19 protein-coding genes are annotated in these 17,897 nt (G+C 73.7%); 3 read left to right on the forward strand and 16 right to left on the reverse strand.

Going from position 1 to position 17,897, the window contains the following annotated elements:
- Positions 1–20: 20 nt before the first annotated feature.
- The 15 genes from AB0877_RS05005 to AB0877_RS05075 form a co-directional block, all read right to left on the reverse strand.
- Entirely contained in the window at positions 21–482 is a 462-nt protein-coding gene (locus tag AB0877_RS05005) for a hypothetical protein (protein ID WP_366606752.1), read from the reverse strand.
- A complete protein-coding gene (locus AB0877_RS05010; RefSeq protein WP_366606754.1) occupies positions 479–1,408 on the reverse strand; it encodes a hypothetical protein in 930 nt (309 codons plus the stop codon). Before AB0877_RS05010 ends, AB0877_RS05005 begins: the two co-directional genes overlap by 4 nt.
- The gene (locus AB0877_RS05015) at positions 1,405–1,920 is read right to left on the reverse strand and encodes a phage tail protein (protein ID WP_366606755.1); all 516 of its coding nucleotides are present in this window, start codon (positions 1,918–1,920) and stop codon (positions 1,405–1,407) included. The genes AB0877_RS05010 and AB0877_RS05015 overlap by 4 nt, the downstream gene beginning before the upstream one ends.
- On the reverse strand, positions 1,901–4,573 hold the full coding sequence (locus AB0877_RS05020) for a putative baseplate assembly protein (protein WP_366606757.1): 2,673 nt from the start codon (positions 4,571–4,573) through the stop codon (positions 1,901–1,903). The genes AB0877_RS05015 and AB0877_RS05020 overlap by 20 nt, the downstream gene beginning before the upstream one ends.
- Entirely contained in the window at positions 4,570–5,004 is a 435-nt protein-coding gene (locus AB0877_RS05025) for a GPW/gp25 family protein (RefSeq protein ID WP_366606758.1), read from the reverse strand. The genes AB0877_RS05020 and AB0877_RS05025 overlap by 4 nt, the downstream gene beginning before the upstream one ends.
- Positions 5,001–5,339 carry a hypothetical protein gene (locus tag AB0877_RS05030; RefSeq protein ID WP_366606760.1) on the reverse strand — a complete coding sequence of 113 codons (339 nt, stop codon included), beginning with the start codon at positions 5,337–5,339 and terminating at the stop codon, positions 5,001–5,003. Before AB0877_RS05030 ends, AB0877_RS05025 begins: the two co-directional genes overlap by 4 nt.
- Positions 5,339–6,931, reverse strand: a complete 1,593-nt coding sequence (locus AB0877_RS05035) for a contractile injection system protein, VgrG/Pvc8 family (protein ID WP_366606761.1) — start codon at positions 6,929–6,931, stop codon at positions 5,339–5,341. Before AB0877_RS05035 ends, AB0877_RS05030 begins: the two co-directional genes overlap by 1 nt.
- Complete coding sequence (locus AB0877_RS05040; RefSeq protein ID WP_366606763.1) at positions 6,928–7,791, reverse strand: hypothetical protein; 864 nt, start codon at positions 7,789–7,791, stop codon at positions 6,928–6,930. The genes AB0877_RS05035 and AB0877_RS05040 overlap by 4 nt, the downstream gene beginning before the upstream one ends.
- Positions 7,791–9,275, reverse strand: a complete 1,485-nt coding sequence (locus AB0877_RS05045; RefSeq protein ID WP_366606765.1) for a hypothetical protein — start codon at positions 9,273–9,275, stop codon at positions 7,791–7,793. Before AB0877_RS05045 ends, AB0877_RS05040 begins: the two co-directional genes overlap by 1 nt.
- The gene (locus AB0877_RS05050) at positions 9,250–9,732 is read right to left on the reverse strand and encodes a phage tail protein (protein WP_030327509.1); all 483 of its coding nucleotides are present in this window, start codon (positions 9,730–9,732) and stop codon (positions 9,250–9,252) included. Before AB0877_RS05050 ends, AB0877_RS05045 begins: the two co-directional genes overlap by 26 nt.
- Position 9,733: 1 nt before the next feature.
- Positions 9,734–10,984 (reverse strand): phage tail sheath subtilisin-like domain-containing protein, encoded by a 1,251-nt coding sequence (locus AB0877_RS05055; protein ID WP_366606767.1) that lies wholly within the window; start codon positions 10,982–10,984, stop codon positions 9,734–9,736.
- A 23-nt stretch (positions 10,985–11,007) separates the two neighbouring features.
- Positions 11,008–11,706, reverse strand: a complete 699-nt coding sequence (locus AB0877_RS05060) for a carboxypeptidase regulatory-like domain-containing protein (RefSeq protein WP_366606769.1) — start codon at positions 11,704–11,706, stop codon at positions 11,008–11,010.
- Complete coding sequence (locus AB0877_RS05065) at positions 11,703–12,311, reverse strand: glycine zipper family protein (RefSeq protein WP_366606771.1); 609 nt, start codon at positions 12,309–12,311, stop codon at positions 11,703–11,705. The genes AB0877_RS05060 and AB0877_RS05065 overlap by 4 nt, the downstream gene beginning before the upstream one ends.
- A gap of 12 nt (positions 12,312–12,323) precedes the next feature.
- Positions 12,324–12,659: a hypothetical protein gene (locus tag AB0877_RS05070; RefSeq protein ID WP_355007395.1), complete on the reverse strand. Its 336-nt coding sequence runs from the start codon at positions 12,657–12,659 to the stop codon at positions 12,324–12,326.
- Positions 12,660–12,802: 143 nt separating this feature from the next.
- Entirely contained in the window at positions 12,803–13,612 is an 810-nt protein-coding gene (locus AB0877_RS05075) for a DUF3153 domain-containing protein (RefSeq protein ID WP_366606772.1), read from the reverse strand.
- Positions 13,613–13,755: 143 nt separating this feature from the next.
- Here AB0877_RS05075 and AB0877_RS05080 point away from each other — a divergent pair, with 143 nt between their 5' ends.
- Positions 13,756–14,220 (forward strand): NUDIX domain-containing protein, encoded by a 465-nt coding sequence (locus tag AB0877_RS05080; protein WP_366606774.1) that lies wholly within the window; start codon positions 13,756–13,758, stop codon positions 14,218–14,220.
- Here the strand turns inward: AB0877_RS05080 and AB0877_RS05085 are convergent.
- Positions 14,190–15,353, reverse strand: coding sequence for an FAD-dependent oxidoreductase (locus tag AB0877_RS05085; protein ID WP_366606775.1), 1,164 nt, complete (start codon positions 15,351–15,353; stop codon positions 14,190–14,192). The genes AB0877_RS05080 and AB0877_RS05085 overlap by 31 nt on opposite strands.
- A gap of 66 nt (positions 15,354–15,419) precedes the next feature.
- Between AB0877_RS05085 and AB0877_RS05090 the strand changes: the two genes are divergently transcribed.
- Together AB0877_RS05090 and AB0877_RS05095 are read left to right on the forward strand one after the other, a co-directional pair.
- Positions 15,420–16,049: a TetR/AcrR family transcriptional regulator gene (locus AB0877_RS05090; protein ID WP_366606777.1), complete on the forward strand. Its 630-nt coding sequence runs from the start codon at positions 15,420–15,422 to the stop codon at positions 16,047–16,049.
- Positions 16,050–16,482: 433 nt separating this feature from the next.
- Positions 16,483–17,850, forward strand: coding sequence for an FUSC family protein (locus tag AB0877_RS05095; protein WP_366606779.1), 1,368 nt, complete (start codon positions 16,483–16,485; stop codon positions 17,848–17,850).
- The last annotated feature ends 47 nt before the right edge of the window (positions 17,851–17,897 follow it).

Below are 17,897 nucleotides of genomic sequence, written 5' to 3' on the forward strand. Positions count from 1 at the left end.
TCCTCTCGGTCCCTGTCGATTCAGGACGTGGCCACGACGACCGTGCAGCCGCCCAGGCCGGGGCAGACCAGGCCCACCTCGGTGGCCTGGTCGACGGCGATCTTCGCCACCGCGCCGGTGCCGTCCGCGGCCGGCTCGACCTCGTCGCGGATGGTGAGGTCGGCGTCGCCGGGCGCCGGGGCGACGACCGTGAACCGTGCCGCGCTGCGCAGCACGAGGGTGCGCAGCCCACCGGGATCCGCCACCCGCACCACGCAATCGCCGGAGAACTCCAGGCGGCCCGTCTCGTCGGCGCAGTCGGCGCTGACCGTCACCGGATCCACAGCGGAACGCTCGCCGCCCAGCGCGCCCAACCGGTCGACGAACCCGTGCCGGGCCCCCGGATCACCCCGGTCGTCTCGGCCCGCCCCGACCGCTACCACGAACAGCGCCACCAGCAGGACGGCGAACAGGCCCAGCAGCGCCTTCTGCCGGCCACTCATCGCGCCACGGCCTGCGCCACGACCTCGGTGAACCGGATCTCGTCGACGCCGGCGAAGTAGCGGTTCGTGCCCTGCGTCTTGCCGACCACCAGAAGCGTGACCTGGTGGGGGCCCTTGGTGAGCTGGACCGTGCCGACGTCCAGGAACTCCGTCTTTCGCACCGTCGGGCTGAAACCGAGGAACGTCCCGCCGACCTGGCCGCCGTCGATGACGAAGACGGTGTTGGCGTAGTCGAGGGAGGTGGTGCGTACCGCGGCGAAACGCCAGGTGCCGTCGGCCGGGATCTGCACCGTCACGGTGACCTTGTCGCCGATGGCCAACCCCTGGAAGAACAACTGCTTGTCGCCGGACCAGGTCACCCCGCAGCAGTTGGGTTGCGCCTCCACCTTCGCGGCGCTCTTCTTCGGAGACTCCACCAGCGCGCCCTCCACCAGGCTCTCCGCCTCGACGGTGACCACCCGCGGCGCGCCGGGGGTCGGCTCGCCGTCGCGGGTCAGCAACACCACCCCCACGGCGACGACCACCAGCACCAACGCCGCGGCGGCGGCGATCCACAACCACGGGGTACGCCGTGGCGGCGCGACCGCCCGCACCTCGTAGGTGACCCGGCCGCTGGAGCGGGAACTCTCCTCCGGCGCGGTGTTGGCCGAGTACGCGAACCCGGTCATGTCGTAGCGCCGGGGCGCGGTGCCGGCCGGTACGGCGAGCGTGACCAGGAACGACACCGAGCCCTGCCCGGGTACCACGCGTTGGGGTTCGGCGACGGTGAACCAGGCCCGCTGGGAGCCGTCACCGGGTGCCACGTCGAACACCACGGTGTCCGGCGCGTTACCCGGGTTGGAGACGGTGAAGGTCAGCTCGCCGCTGTTGCGCGGGTCGAGGGTGAACTGCTCGGCGGCGGCGACGACCGCCCACTCGGTGGTCATGACGACTCCTCTTCCAGGACGATCTCGACAGTGGCCGAGGCGGGTTTCTCCGCCTCGACGATGCGGGTGATCACGGCGAGCTGACCGGCGGCGGCGACCGGCACCCGCACCACGACGTGGAAGTCCCGCTCGGGAGGCTCGTCGATGGCGAAGCCCGACAACCCGGTGGCCAACTCCAGGGCCCGGCGCATCCCGTACGGTGTGCCGCGCCAGCGGGCCAGCAGGGCGGCGTTGGCCACCAGGTCGCGCAGCCGACCCACCGGCAGCGGCAGCGGGGTGTCCGGTCGGGGCGAGGCCACCACGTGATCCATCGCCACCCAGCGGGTCAACCGCACGACCAGCCCGTCCGGCGCCCGATACGGGTCGAAGAGCGCGTCCACCTCGGCGAGGATCGCCTCGTCCGGGGCGTGCAGCCCCTCCATCACGTCCAGCAGCGCCCAGAGCACGCTGCCGGGCACGCAGGCCCGCTGGTAGGCGGCGGGCAACAGCCGTTCAATCGCCGAACGTCGCATCCTGGCGCACCACCTCGATGTCGTGCTCGCCGGAGCAGAGCAGCCAGGTGTCGGGAACGGTCACCACGTCGGCGGTGGCCTGGTTGGCGCTGGGCGTCCAGGTGACGGCGTCGGCGCTGCGGTGCACGCCGCGCTCGCCGCTGGCCAGGATCAGCCGCTCCGCCGCGCCGGTGCCGCCGGCCGTCGCGCCCCCGGCCGTGGGGCCGCTCACCGCGATGGCGTCGACCGGCACGAACCGGGTCCGGTCCCGCAACGGCAACCCGCAGTTGACCGACACCGCCTGCCACTGCGGCTGGGTGGCCAGGGTGTCCAGCCGCAGCACCCCGCCGCTCTGGGTGGCCGCCACCGCCTGCTGACCGGCGAACGCGAGGTCCCGGCAGGTGCCGCCGATCCACCCGCTCTGCATCGACTGCCACTTCACGTCCGACTCGAACAGCCGGGTGCGGTGGCAGCCCTGGCCGGGCTTCTTCGGGTCCGGCTCGCCCGCGCCGCTCCACAGCAGGGTGGCCGGGCCGTCGTACTGCACGGCGAGGACCCGGTTGTCCACGTTGGCCAGCCCGACGTGGGTGAAACTGCCGGGTCGGCCGCCGCCGGTCGACAGGTACACCCCGAAACTGGCCTGCGCCGCCACCGCCACCCCCGGCGCACCCCGCTCGGAGACGAATGTGCGCACCGCGTAGAAGCCCCGATCGGCGTCCGACGGGTCGACCAGGATCTGCAACGGCACCGCCCCGGGCAGCAGCGACACCTCGTACAGGCCGGTGTCGGTGGCCACCAGCAGCGCGCCAGCGCCGTCGCGGTCCAGCCAGGCCACGTCGGAGATCCGCGAGTCCAGGTCGGTGAGCAGCGACCACGTCTCGCCCAGGTCGGTGCTCAGGTGCACCCGGGAGCCGCCCGAGGCGCGCAGCGTCACCACGGCCACCGAGCCGGGACGCGCGACGATGCCCGGCCGTACCGGCGCGGGCGCGGGCGCCACCCGCAGCACCGTCTCGTCGTCGAAGCGACCGGCCGGTTCCCAACCCGCGCCGCCGTTACTGGAGCGGAACAGCACCGGGCCGCGCCCGGCGTACCAGGTGCGCGGCTGGTACTGGTCCACGGCGAGGGCGCGGACGTCGGCGTCCGGGGCCTCGTCGACCACGAACCGCACCGACTCGACGTAGCGCACCCCCGGCTCGGCGTGCTCCAGCAGCCGGTACACGTTGGACGCCCGCAACGGCTCGCCGAACGGCCAGCCGGTCGGGTTGAGCGCGGTGGGCAGCGGACTCAACGTCTGGTGCAGCCGGTCGTGGATGCGGCGACGGACCGCGTCCACGTCCTCCTCGCGGCGGACCACCACCCGGGCCCGTACGGACACCGCCTTGAAGCGTGCCCAGGTGGCCCGGGAGCGGATGCCGACCATCCGGCGTTCCTCCAGGTCCGCCTCGACCCGGTGGCGGGCCTCGGGCACCTCGTGCTCGCGCAGCACCGCCACCGGCAGCCGCCCGCCCGGTCGGGCCGCCTCCGGCACGTACGGCACCAGCACCACCTCGACCTCGCCCGGCCGGGCGAAGCTGTAGACCGCCGCGCGGGTGAACGCCCGCGCCCGCGCCACCGCCCCGGAGCTGGTCGCGAGGACCTCGAAGTCGCGGGCGGTGACCGCCCGTTGCTGGGCGAAGAACTCGTACGGGCCGCGCAGCAGCACCGACTCCAGCGCCTCCATCTCGCGGCCGCCGGCCGCCGGCCCGGGGTTGTCCACGCGTACCCCGGGTAGTGGGTCGCGCAGGCTGGTCAGCGTGCCCGCCGCCACGTTGCCGGTCGGCCCGCCACCGGCGCGGTACCAGAGCCGGATCTGCCGCCCGGCCGGCGGCACCGCCGCGACGGTCACCGGCGGCGCGGCGCTCGTCGGTGCGACCGCGTCGGCGGTGGCCTCCCCGTGCGGGGTCGACCCGGCGGGGGGTCGCAGGTCGAGGGCCGGGGCGAAGATGACAGTGCCGGAGCACCGGTCGACCAGGTACGCCTTGGCCTGCGGACCGAGCCCCGCGAAGCTGTCCACCGGCTGCCAGATCTCGAACGTGCGGCCGTCGTGCTCGCGGGCCGCCGCGCCCAGCTCGACGGTGCCGGCCGCCACCTCCACCCCGAGCAGCAGGTCCAGCGCCTCGGCGGTGCGGGTCAGCGGCGCGCGCGTCGCGCGCAGCACCTGCCCCGGCTGGCCGGTGCCGACCCCGAGCAGCTCCGCCTCGACCGGCTCGCAGTGGTGCATCCGTACCGTCACCGACGTCTCGTCGGCGGGCAGCAGCGTCGGCTCGGTGGTGACGAACACGACCGGCCGGGGGTCCGCGCCCCGGGCCGCGGCGACCCGCAGCCCGGACGGGATCCGGACCACACCGCGGTCGGTGCCGGTCCGGGTGAACCGGACGTCCGCCCAGGCCGCTGTCGGCGCGTGGCGGGTGACCCCGAGCAGATTCAGAAACGAGACGTACGCCTTGTCCGGCAACTGGTTCAACCGGTAGATCATCACCTCGGTGAGGTGGGCGAACGTCTCCACCAGCGCCATGCCGGGGTCGTGCGCCGACAGGTCGGTCCACGCCGGGCAGGACTGCCGGATCCGTTCCCGGGCCTCGGTGACCAGGTCGAGGAAACCGCGATCGTCCAGGTGCGGCACGGGCAGCGTCATGACGCTCCTCCCTCAGCGGGCTCGTCGGCCGGGAGCAGATCCACGGAGAAGACCAGCTGCCCGGGTGTCAGGCTGGCCCGCACCCGGTAGTCCAACCGGATCACCAGGCGCCACGCGTCGTCCGGGTCCGGCCCGGCGTCCACGTCGATCACCTCGACCCGGGGCTCCCACCGGGCGATGGCCTGCCGGACGTAGTGGATGGCCAGACCGGCGGTGGTGTCGTCGTTGGGCGCGAAGACCAACCGGTGCAGCCGGGAGCCGTACCCGGGTCGCATCAGCCGCTCGCCCGGCGTGGTCGACAGGAGCAGGAACAGCGCCTGCCGTACGCTCTCGTCGCCCTCGGTCATCGCCAGGCCGCCGGCCGCGGTGAGCGCCAACCCGCCGGTACGGCCGGCGTCGAAGCCGGCGCCGACGAAGCGGAACGCCCTCACCGGTCCGCCCCCAGGAACTGCTGGCGGGGGTCGCGCACCGTGTGCTTGACCAGCCCCGGCGGTGTGCCGTTGGTGAACCCCTCCAGGTGCGACAGCACCACCCGGTGCCCGTCGACGCGAACCCAGTCGCTGTAACCGACGCGCACGGTGAGCGTCGTGGTGCACGGCTTGATGGTCGGGCCGTAGTTCGGGCAGGCGACTATCTTGCGTTCCTCCGGGTCGTCGTCGACGAGCACGGGCACACCGGTGACGGTCACCCACTCCCGCGAGGGTCGGTTCTCGACCCGGCCGTCGTGATCGCAGGTGATCACGGAGTCCCGGTGGATCCAGCGCATCAGCCGCCTCCTTCGTGGTGGGCACGGGCAAGCGTTCGGGCCTGCTCCGCCGCGGTGCTCGGGTCCTCCGTCGAGGCGGCGTGCAGGAAGTCCACGCTGCGGGCGCGCACCACAATGGCCCGGCCGGGTGCGGAGATCACCAGGTCGGACGCCGCGTGCAGGGTGGCCAGGTCGGGGGTCAGCTCCAGGAAGCTGCCGCCCTCGGTGCCCAGCCGCAGGCTGCGCCGCACGTCGTCGACGACGATCGACTGCCCGCCGGAGGTGCGCATCGTCCACCGGCGGGCCTTTCCGTCGTCGATGCCCGCGTCGTACGGCTCGACCGCGCCGAACAGCGAGCCGAGCACGATGCCCGAGGCCGGCTCGCCGCCGGGCAGCACCACCAGCACCGTGTCGCCCGGATCGGGGAGCGCCACCAGGCCCTTGCCCGGCCCGGCCCCGGGGCAGAGCACGGCCAGCCAGCCGGCGTCCAGGTCCCCGTACGCCGGGAGGGTCAACCGGACCCGGCCCAGCCCGTCCGGGTCGGCGACGTCCGTGACGCTGCCGAGGGTCACCACCGCGCCGCCGGTCGGGGTCGCCACGGTGGCCGGCGGCACGGTGGAGAACCGGGTCAGGTGCCCGTTGCCGTCCACCGTGTGCACCACCTCGGTCAGCACGTACGTCCCGGCGACCGGATCGGGCACCCCGCCGAGGTCGACGCGGCGGCCCGGGCGTAGCGCCGGATCACCCTCGGCCACCCCCTCGGCCGTTGCCAGCGCCGCCGCGCGGCCGTCCAGGCGGGCCTGGGCCAGCGCCGCCAACTCGTCGTCGCTGCGGCCGGGCTGGTCCACCGCGGTGCGAACGCCGTCGGCGCCCACGTCGGCCGGGTCCGGGCGGTCGTCGGCGGGTCGGCCGCAGCGCGCCTCGTCGACCTGCTGGCTGATCACCTCGGCCCGCTGTGGATGCCAGCCCAGGGCCGCACTGGCACCGCTGGCCTGGTCGGTGTTGGTGGACAGTCGCAGGGTGTGCACCCCCGCGCCGAGCGTCAACGTGACCGGCTCCCCGTAGCCGGCGAGGGTGACCAGCCGGACCCCGTCACCGTCGGCGGCCAGGTGCAGCCCGGCCCGGCCGGCCACCTCGCGCAGCAGCTCAAGGTCGCTGTGCCGGTGCTGGAGCAGCCGCTCCAACCGGGGGCCGTCGACCTCGGCGGTCACCGCCAGCCCCACCGCGCCGCACAACTCCCGGGCCAACTCGACGGCGGTCACCGAGGTGAAGACCCGCAACCCCTGCCGCTTGCGCAGCCGGTGCAGTGGGTCGTACGCCCGCAACCGCAGCACCGCCGCCCCGTCGGCGGCGAACTCCACCTCGACGCAGGTGACCTCACCGGTGAACAGGGCGTCCTCGTGGTCGGCGAGCCGTACGTCGAGCGCCGTGCCGGGGCGTACCGGCGGGTCGAACGCGCCGGTCCCGGCGGTGGTGGCGAGCACCAACTCGGCCTGGGTGGGCTGGTTGAGCCGGGCCGCCACCCGCACCGAGCGGACCCGCTCACGAGCCGTACCGACCAGCTCGACGCCGTCCAGCAGGACGACCAACGCCCGGGGCGCGAGGCTGGTCACGGCGTACCCCCGGGACTGCCGGACGCGCTCGGAGCCGGGCCGGTCGGCGCGATCCACGACGCGTCGGCGATCGAGGCGCCCAGGTACGACGCTCCCGCGCCCACCACGCCCGCCGCCGCCCGTGCCAACCCGGTCGCCGCAGCGGTGCCGGCGGCCGGTGGCACGGCGAGGGTGGTGCCGGCCGGCACGGCCAGGGGATCGGTGATCCGGTTGTGTTCGGCCAGCAGCCGCCAGCGCAGCGGCGAGCCGAGCGCGTCGTTGGCCAGCAGATCGAAACGCACACCGGAGCGACCCGGCTCGGCCGCGCCGTCACCGGCGGCGATCACCGCGCTGCCCGGCGGGGCGGTCGGGGTGCTCGCGGCGGCCAACTCCTCGGCGAAGCCGGCCTCGGCCTGATCGGCCGTCTCGGCGGCCCGGACCAGTTTCAGCCGCAGCCAGGACCGCCGCGGCGACCCGGTGCCGGTGAACGCGTCGAACCGTTCCGCCACCGCGACGATCACACCCGGCACGTTCCAGGTCTTGCCCCAGACCAACCGGACCAACGGCGGTCGCAGCCAGCCATGCTCGGCAGTGGAATTCTCCGCCAGCATCCACAGCGGGCGGGTGAGCACCCGAACGTCGGCCGGGCGCAGTTGCGCCTCCACGAAGTCGACGTCGAAGAGCAGGTCGAGCACCAGCTCGGTACGGCCACCACCGGTGAAGACCAGCGGGTCGTCGGCCAGACCGGCCCCGGTGAGCTGCCCGCCGCCGGCACCCCGCTGCCGTACGCCGGCGAGCCGGGTCACCTGCACGGTCTCCGGGTTGAGCAGGCAGTCCACCCGAACACCGGAGGAGTCGATGAGGAAGGCGACGCGTTCCATCAGTCACCCGCCTGTTCCCGGTCCAGTCGGGTCAGCTGGGCGGTGTCCACCGCCGCGCCGGCGACCGACCACAGCGCGGAGTCGTCGGGCAGCGCCGGCCACGGGTCGACGCCGCGGGCCGCAGCGCCGGGCGGCGGCCCGTCGATGCCCGCCTCCGTTCCCGCGTCGTGCCGTGTGGCCGGGCGCTCGGGCGGCGCACCGGGCAGGGCCAGCCACGGTCCGTCGCCCGCCACCCGATCCAGGTCACCGCGCGCAGAGGCCGATGGGTGCCCGGCGCTCGTCGCCGTCCACCCGGTCCAGGATGCGTCGACCCCGCCCCGGATCTGCCTGGTCCCGGTGCTGCCCGGCACAGCTGCGTCGGCCCGAGACGTCCAGGCCGCGGCCTGCGCACCACTACGCGGGTGCCCGCTCTGGTCCTCCCGGGGCCGGGGCTGACCGTCCGGGTGGCCCCCGAATCCGTCGCGGCCACCCGAGAGGGTGGTGGGTCGCGCGGGGAACGAGCCGGTGGAACGCCGGTGGTCGACCTCGCCGGACCGCCGGTCGTCCAGGGGCGGATGTGAGGTGGCCCCGGCCCGGTGCGGGCGGTCGCTCGGCGAACCGTGCGGCCCGAGGGCCAGGGAACGGACCGGCTGCCCGGGCCCGTCCGCCCGGGGCAGCCCGTTCACGTTGAGGGCTGTGGCGTCGACGGCCGCGGCGTCGACGGCCGCGGCGTCGAGGGCAGCGGCGTCGACGGCCCTGGTGTCGTGGGTCGTGGTGTCGATCTGGGCCGTGGTGTCGATCTGGGCCGTGGTGTGAACCCGGGCCGCCCGCCGGACCGGAGACACCGCCGTGCCCGGTTCCGCCGGCCAGGTCGAACCGGCTGGCGGGGTCGACGCGTCCGGCCCGGTGGATCCGGTCGGCGGGGTGGTCAGGTCCGAGGTGGACGAGGGCGTTCGGCCGCCGAGTGGGCCGGCAGCACCGGTCCGCGTACCGTCGGGCTGGTCACCGGCTCGCGACGGACGGCCCGCCCTGCCGGTGCGGTCCTCGGCACGCGACCTGGTCGGCCCGTTGTCCCCGCTCGCACCGGGACCGCCCACGCCCCCCTCGTTGCGGGGACCGCCGAGCCCGCCGGGCCCGCCGGACCCGCCGAGCCGGCCGAGCCTGTCGGACCCGCCCGACCTGGCGTTCGCGACCGGGTCCGCGCCGTCGGCCTCGGTTCGACCGGTCGGGTCGCCCTGCCCGCCGTCCCGGACCCCGGCCCCGGCGTGGCCGGTCCGGGACGGGTCGAGGTCCAGGTCGTGCAGCAGTCCGGGCGCGTGGGCGGCGACCAGGTCCAGCCAGTGCCGCGGCGGCTCCCCGAAGCGGCGTGGGGCCCCCTCGGGGGTCTGCGACGGTGGCGCAGGGTGGCCGGCGGGCTCGACCCGCCCGGCGAGGCTCTGCACCGCTGCGGCCGCCGAGCGCAGTCGGCCGGCCAGCCAGCTACGCGGGCGTCGGCGCGGTGGCACCGCCGGTCTCCAGCTCCAGGCCCTCGTAGCGCAGGGTCAGCGAGGCGATGGCGATCTCGTGGCTGAGGGTGTTGAGGTGCGCCCCGCGCCACCGGGTCGGCCAGGCGTCGATCAGGTTCCAGCGCAGCACCTCCGCCGTCCCGACCGAGTCGAGCAGCACAACGGAGACGTTGCGCCGGTTGAGGGTGCCCTGGGCGGTGGCGTTCACCCAGTCCCACAACTCGCGGGAGGCGGTGAGGCCGAAGTGCAGCGTCACCGGCTCGTACTCGGCCTGGCCGGGCACCATCCGCATCCGACCCAGGCCGTGCTCCCGGTACGGCTGCCCGGGGATGTTCACCTCCAAGCCGGTCATCTCGGTGAAGTGGCCGTTGGTGACGCCGTTGATGAGCAGTCGGAAGTTGTACGCCCGGTACGGGTCGACCGGGGCCCCGGGTTGCGGGGTGGCGGTGGTGGGCATGTCAGCCTCCGATCGTCTCGGTCTCGGTGCCGCCGGCCCACTGGCTCAGCTTGAACACCACGAACTCGGCGGGCTTGACGACCGCGATGCCGATGTGGGCGATCACCATGCCCGCGTCGCGGACGTCCGGCGGGTTGGTCTCCTCGTCGCACTTGACGAAGAACGCCTCCTCCGGGCTGCGCCCCAGCAGCGCGCCGTCGCGCCACACCCGGGTGAGGAACGCCCCGATGTCGCGCCGGATCGAACGCCAGAGGGTGAAGTCGTTGGGCTCGAACACCATCCACCGGGTGCCGTTGGCGATGGCCTGCTCGATGGCGATGCTGAGGCGTCGGACGTTGAGGTAGCGCCACTCGCTGGCCTCGGCGGCGAGCGTACGGGCGCCCCAGACGCGGATGCCCTCGCCGGCGAAGTAGCGGATCACGTTGACACCCTTGGGGTTGAGCACGTCGTGTTCCGGTCGGGTGACCAGGTAACCCAGGTCGACGGCGCCGCGCACCGGCTCGTTGGCCGGTGCCTTGTGCACCCCGCGCAGGGCGTCGGTGCGGGCCCAGATGCCGGCCAGGTGCCCGCTCGGCGGGGTGAGTTCCAACTCGCCGCTGATCGGGTCGCGTACCCGCAGCCAGGGGTAGTAGAACGCGCCGAACTCGGACTGACGCGGCCGGTAGGCGGCGCCCTCGTGGCCGCCGGAGCCGCCCGGCTGGGCCGAGCCGCCGCCGGGACCGCCACCCGTACCCTCGACGGGCTTGGGGGGTTTGCCGGAGGACGGCGTGGCCACCCGGGTCAACGCGGAGATGTCGTCGATGTCCGGTGCCGGGTCGCAGATCGCGACCATGGTGCGGGTGCGCTCGGCCATGCTGAGCAGCGCCTCGTGCGACACCACGTCGTGGAAGCCGGGCGCGGCGATGATAGAGATCTCGTCGACGGCCTCCAGCAGTTGCAGACCACCGCGCCGCTGCCCGGAACCGGTGATCGCGCCACCCTCACCGACGTTGACCACCCAGCAGCGGGCGCCCCCGTTGTCCAGGAAGCCGAAGACCGCCCGTGCCAACGGGGTGCTCTCCACCCGCTCGCCGGCGGCGAAGAGACGCAGGAACTCCGTCCAGTTGTTGACCGGCACCGCCTTGCCCAGGTGGGCGGAGCGGTCCGGGGCGACGCCGACGAACGCGGCGATGCCGGTGCTCACCGGCCCGATCGGTCGGGCGCCGCTGGGGACCTCCTCGACATAGATGCCGGGGGAGAAGTAACTGGGCATCGGTCCTCCTGTGCCTGTGGGTGTCAGTGGGTCGGTGGCGCGCAGACGATGACGATGTCGTCCTCGGTAGGGTCGACGTCGGCGCTGAGGACGAGCCCGCGTCCGCTCAGCCGCAGCCGGACCGGGCTCGGGTGCTCGGGGTCGTGCGGGACACCGACGATCAGGAACCGTCCCTCGGTATCGGTGCGGGTGGCGGAGCCGGTGGCGGGCAGCTCGACCCGCATCGCGGCCAGTGGCTGCTGCTGGGGGCCGACGACCCGCCCACTGAGGCTGCGTACGTCGAGTTGCCGCAACCGCAGCGGTTGCAGCACCGGCGGCGCGGCCGGGGTCGGGTGGTCCACCTGCGCCGCCACGTCGATCAGCAGCGCCGGTCGGGGCGCGGTGCCGAACGCCGTCCACAGCGGTGGGTCACCGGCCTCCAGCACGACCGGGTAACTGCCGTCGCTGGTCGCGGCGGTGAGCACCCGGTCCAGTCGGGGCAACCCGGCCGGACCGGTGACGCAGAGCAGGTGGCGGACGGTGAACCGGTACGGTTCGCGGACCGCGCCGCTGGAACGGGTCTGCCGGGCCGGACGCAGTTCGAGGGGCCAGAGGGTGAGCCCGTCGGCGTCGTCGCACGCGCGGGGCGGGCCGATCGGGACCGGTTCCCCCGCCGCGCTGGTCACCCAGGCGACCAGCTCGGCGGTGGCGCTCTCGATCGGTCCGCGCCCGTGGGTCGTCATCGCGGCGGCGTCCCCTGGATCCGGTACGCGATGGCCTCGTTCCACACGTGCGGGTAGACGCCGATCTCGAAGTACCGGGTGAAGCGGTTGATCGGCGCGTTGGTGTGGTCGTGGTAGAGCAGCCACACCGGCGCGATGGTGAACAGGACGTAGTTGGCCAGGACGAGGGGGATGTAGAGCGGCCCGAGCAGGCGACCCTGGAAGATGTGCACGTCCTCGTGCCGCTGGATGCCGGAGCTGGAGCCGGCGCAGACGGTGCCGATGGTGGTGGCGTAGCGGGGCGAGACTCCCTCCACCACGCTGACCCGACCGCTGCCCAGCGAGGTGGGCCGGTCCAGCGAGTGCCCGAAGATCAGATGCACCGTCAGGTAGATCGCGCCGACGACCGTGTTGAGCAGACTCCAGGTGTGGTCGACGACGAAGAGGAAGATGCCACGGGCGTCCGAGCCGTACACCCCGGCGGAGGCCACCGACCAGCCGAAGACCGCGCCGACCACCAGGCCCACGACGGCGCCGATCAGCAGCCCGACGGGGCCACCGGCGAGGAAGCCGAGCAGGGCGCCGAAGCCGACGTGAGCGGCTGCGCTGAGAATTCCGAAGACCATGACGGCACCCCCTCAGACCCAGGAACGGAAGACTCGGGGCTCACGACCGCTCGCGACCTGGGTCGGCGTCGCCTGTCGGTTGCCGGGCGGGAACTGGTTGACGCCGAGCGCGGCGGAGAAGATGACCAGCGCGTTGAAGAACGCGATGACCCACTTCTCGCCGCCGGCCTCGTCGGCGAACGCCGCTGTCACGTAGGACAGCAGCAGCGCGATGGCGATGGCGATCCACTTGCGGAGCTTGTCGCCGCTCGGGCCGATCAGTCCGCCGATGACGTTGGTGGCCAGGAGGGTGGCGGCGCTCGCGCCGGCAATGGTCCCCAGGGCTGCCCAGGTGAAGAGATCGTTCATGACGATCCCCCTTCTGCGATGGTGCGACCGGATGTGGTGGTGGTGAGGTCCGGTGCCCCTGCGGGGAGCACCGGGGCCGGTCGCCGTCGTCTCGGGGGCGGCCGGGGCCGGGCGTGGCCGGCCGAGCCGGCCACCGGAAGAGATCAGCCGGGCCCCGGGGCGCCGGCGGGAGGGCCCGGCGACGGGGTCGGACCGGGCGTCGCCGTCGCCGCGGGGTGACGGCGGCGAATCAGGAGTACGCCCACCGCGGCGAGCACCAGCAGGAGGAGGACACCGCCGACGACGAACAGCCAGGGGAAGCCGCCGTCGTCCTCCTCGCTGGCGGCAACCGACGAGGCGGACGGTCGTGGTGGCGCCTCGGCCACGGCCCGCAGCTCGGATGGCTTGTCCTGGTTGGGATCGACCTTCCAGCTGACCGACCGGCCGTTGACGGTGCCATTGCTGTCGATCACCCGGCCGGGAAATGTCACCGAGATCTCGAACGACATGAGCTTGAGGAACGCCTGTTGGTTCTGCGGATTCTGCTCCGCAACCTTTCCGCCGTATTTCTTGGGATCGAGCGGCAGCGTGAAGCGGTAAAGATCGCCGTCCCTGACCAGTTTGACACTCTCGGTGTCGAAACCGGCCAGCGGTGCCTTGCGGTAACTGATCTGGGAGCCGTAGAAAGTGTCGTCCTGGTAAAGGGTTTCCTCGCCCGCCGGTAGGGCGGGGATGTTCTGCCGCAACTCCGCGAAGGCGACCGGGAGGTTCTTGTTGCGACCGCTCAGCACGGACTTCTGGGCCGTCAGCAGGAGCTGCCCGTCGACCGTGTCGTCGGCGTTGACGGTCAACCCCATGTTGAGCTGCATGCAGCCGCTCAGTGCGGCGAGAAGAAGGAGGCACACCGCGACGCGGAGTGCCATACCGCGGTTGACTCTCCTGTTCATGGGCTCAGTGTGTGTGATCGCTTTCACCATCAGCAGTCAGCGATCGGTCACAACGAAGTCGCCGATTTTACCGGCGCACTGTCGCCTTTGATTGGTTCCGTCGGCGGCCCGAATGGCTATTCTGGAGCTTTGGGGCCACGACGGCTCCTCGCCGGCCGTAGTCTGGCTGGATGAGAATTGTCGCGTGCGTCCTGCTGGTAGATCCCGACGGGCGGCTGCTGTTGCAACTGCGCGACGGCGACGCGACACACCACCCGAACGTGTGGGGGTTGCCCGGCGGCCACGGCGAGCCGGGGGAGACGCCGGAGCAGACCGCCGAGCGGGAGTTGTTGGAGGAGACCGGCCTGCGCGCCGACGGTCCACTGCGACCGGTCGCCGTGCAGTCGCTGCCCGAGCTGGCCCGGGTGAAGCACTACTTCCTCGGCAGCACCAGGGCCCGGCAGGAGGACGTGGTGCTCGGCGAGGGCGCGGCGATGCTCTTCGTCCCCGGTGCCGACGTGCTCGACGGTCGTCCCTGGACGCCGGGCACCGTGGAGGTGTTGACCGAGTTCCTCGCCTCGGCGGAGTACGCCGCCCTGGCCGCCGGCCGGATCACCGGCCCGGCTCAGCCCGCCGGCGGTCGCCAGTCCGCGTAGCGAGCCATGCTACGCAGGGCCAGCCGGCTCGGGATGAGCCGCAACGCGACGGTCCGCATCGCGAAGGCGACCGGGTTGTGCAGCTGCTGCCCGAACCGTCCAGCGACGTAGGAGGCACGGGCGACTGACTGACTGCGTGGTCGACGCTGCTCGTCGTACGCGGCCAGGGCGGCGGGCACCTGCGTGGCGCCGCCGGCGCAGACCGCGCCGAGCACCACGGCGTCCTCGATCGCCTGCCCGGCGCCCTGCCCCAGGTTGGGTGTCATCGGGTGGGCCGCATCGCCGAGCAAGGCCACCCGCCCCCGCACGTACGAGGGCAGCGGCTCGGCCAGGTAGTGGATGTCGTTGCGCAGCACCACGTCGGGTGGGGTTGCCGCGAGAAGCTGCGGGATGGGGGCATGCCAGTCGCCGAAGTGCCCCCGCACGGCCGCCAACTCGTCGGGGGCGTGGCCACCGGGTGGAGCGTTCAGCGCGCCGTACCAGTAGAGCTGACCGTCGCCGATCGGCACCATGCCGAACTCGGCCCCGGGCCCCCAGGTGATGGCGGCCGGGATCGGCTCGGGATAGGCGATGGCAGCCCGCCACGTCGTCGATCCGGCGTACACCGGATCGGGGTGTTGCGGCCAGAGTTGAGCGCGGACCCGACTGCGCAGGCCGTCGGCGCCGACCACCAGATGGGCGGTGACCGTGTGGGAGCCGTCAGGCCCCTGGTAGCGCACCTCGGCGCTGTCCGGGCCCGACTCGACGTGCTCCACCACGGCGGAGGTGTGCAGGGATGCGGCGGGCAGGGCCTCGCGCAGGGTGCGGTGCAGCGTGGCCCGGTGCACGCCCAGCGCCGTGGTGCCGAGCTGCCTGATCATTTCCGCGGCCTCCACCCGGGACAACCACCGCCCGTGCCGGTCGCGCATTCCGCCGGGCGCCTCACCGTGTCCGCCCCGGCGCAGGGCCGGGCCGAGGCCGAGGGCGTCCAGCGCGCGGACCGCGTTCGCCATCAGGCTCAGGCCGGCGCCGACCTCGCGCATCTCGGGAGCGCGCTCCAGCACCGTGACCCGCCACCCGCGCCGGTGCAGGGCGAGCGCCGCGCTCAGCCCACCGATGCCGGCGCCGACCACCACCGCGTGTGAGTCGTCCATGTCGATCCTCCTTCTACACCTGTAGAAGAGCGATACTACCTCCGGACACAAGAAGGGAGGAGTGCCATGACGGCGCGGGCGAACCGGATCGCGACACTGACCGACGCGGCCATCGAACTGATCGCCGATGGTGGCATGCGAGCCCTGACCCACCGGGCGGTCGACGGCCGCGCCGGAATGCCGCCGGGCACCACCTCCGCCTACCTGCGGACCCGGCAGGCGCTGATCGAGGCGGTGGTGGGACGGCTCGCCGAGCGGGACCGGGCCGACCTGGCCGCGTACGACCTGCCGACCGGCCCGCCACCCCCGACCCCTGCCCCCCGGCTCGACAGCGGCGACCTCGACGCGCTCGCCACTGGCGTAGCCGAGGTGCTCGACCGCTGGTTGAGTACCGGCCGCAGCCGGAGCCTCGCCCGGTACGCGTGCCTGCTGGAGGCGGTGCACCGGCCCGAACTGCGCGGCATCCTGCAACACGGCACCGGCCTGCGGGTGCAGGCCCGGGACCTGCTGACCCGGGCCGGGGCCGCCGACCCTGATCGGCAGGGCGACCAGTTCGTGGCGTTCGTGGACGGGCTGCTCTTCGACCGGCTGGCCGGCGCGGGCGCGCTCAGCGCCCCACCGCCCGGTACGGTCGCCAGCCGAGCCGACCTGAGCACCGCCGTCCGTACGCTGCTGCGCGCCCTCACCGGAAGCTGACCCGACCGGCGCCGGCCGACGAACGGGTCGCCGGGCCGGCCAACCGCGCGGGCCCGACGGCGCGTGGGCCCGGCGGCGCGCGCGGGCTTGGTGGTGGGTGGGCTTGGGCGGCGTGTGGCCTGGTGGTGTGCGGGTTTGGCGGCGTCTGGGCCCGACGGCGTGTGGGCTTGGTGGCGCGTGGACCCGACGGCATGCGGGCCTGACCGCGCGGGCCCATCTGGGCGCTTGCACCCTGCAGGGTCGCACAGCAGCCCGGTGATCAGGTCCGACGCGTGATGGGAGACGATCGCCACGGGATGCCGCGGGCCGCCGGCATAGTGCGGTGGGCTGGCCCTTTGGAGCTGAATCGTTTACGACATCACGCCTGATTCGTTTATCGCATCAGCTCCAAAGGAGGAGTGGACGGCACGCTGCGGTGTGCCGGCGTGAGCTGGTGGCAGATGTGGTGAGCGGGCGGCTCGGCGGCCTGGCGGCTCGGCGGCCTGGCGGCTCGGCGGCCTGGCGGCTCGGCGGCTGGGCGATCTCGCGGCCGGGCGGGCTGGCGGTCGGGCGGGCTGGCGGTCGGGCGGTCGGGCTGGCGGGCTGGCGGGCTGGCGGGTTGACGGTCAGGCGTCGGGTCAGGGCGGGGCGGCAGGTGGCCCAGCTGGTGGCCCAATGGGGTGGGGGAGGTTGGACGATGGTGCGGTTCAGCGGTCTGCGGACGGCCGGCGGCCGGTTGCGGCACGGCTGGCGGCCGGTGTTGGAGGCGACCGTCGCGGCGACAGTGGCCTGGCTGCTGGCCACCCGATTGCTCGGGCACCCGCAGCCCTTCTTCGCGCCGGCCGCCGCGCTGATCGTCCTCGGACAGGCCCGGGGGCAGCGCATCCGCCGGGCCGTCGAGGTCATCCTCGGGGTCGCCGCCGGGGTGCTCGTCGCGGACCTGGTGGTGCAGGCGCTCGGCCCGGGCAGCACCTGGACGGTGTTCACCGTCATCCTGCTCACCGTCCTCCTGGCGGTGGCCTTCGGCGCCACCGGCGTGACGCTGGTGCAGGCCGCCGTCTCCGCGCTCTACCTGGTGGTGGTCGCACCGCCGGACGGCTCGTTGGTGCCGTTCCGCTTCGTCGACGCGCTGGTCGGCGGTGCGGTCGCTCTCGCGGCCAGCCTCCTGGTCGACGCCCGGCACCCGCTGGCTCCGCTGGTTGCCGAGGTGCGGCGCACCTTCGACGAGCTGGCCGGGCTGCTGGACGAGATCGCCGACGCGTTGAACGACCGCGACGAGCCGGCGGCGGTCGCCGCCCTGAGGCAGGCGCGGGGGATGGACGCCCGGGTGGACGGGCTGCGCGACGGTGTGCTGGCCGCCGGTGAGGCGCTGCGGCTCAACGTCCGTCGACGTCGGCACATCGGTCGGCTGCGTTCGGTCGACGAGTCGATCCGGCAGCTCGACTACGCGGTCCGTAACGTCCGGGTGCTGGCCCGTGCGGGGGTGACCCTGAGCCGGCTGCACGCCCCGGCCCCGCCCGAGCTGGGCGTGGCCCTGCGGTCACTGGCCGAGGCGGTCCGTCAGGCCGGCGCCGCCCTCGCCGCCGACCTCAACGGGCAGGAGGAGACCGCCGACCGGCACGCCACCCAGGCGGACGAATCGGCGCTGGCCGCGGTGCGCGCCGCCGGGCAGCTCTTCGGCCCCACCCAGACCCTTCCCCTGGCGATGATCATCGGTCAGGTCCGGGCCACAGCCATCGACCTGCTGCGCGGCGTCAACCCGGAGGACGACGCCGCCGTCCTCGCCCGCGTCGACGAAGCCCTGGGCCTCCCTCCGATCTGATGCCCGCACTGCTCGACTCTGATGCCCGCACTGCTCGACGCGGGTTC

Source organism: Micromonospora sp. NPDC047644 (assembly GCF_040704315.1).
In the GTDB taxonomy this organism is placed as follows: Bacteria; Actinomycetota; Actinomycetes; order Mycobacteriales; family Micromonosporaceae; genus Micromonospora.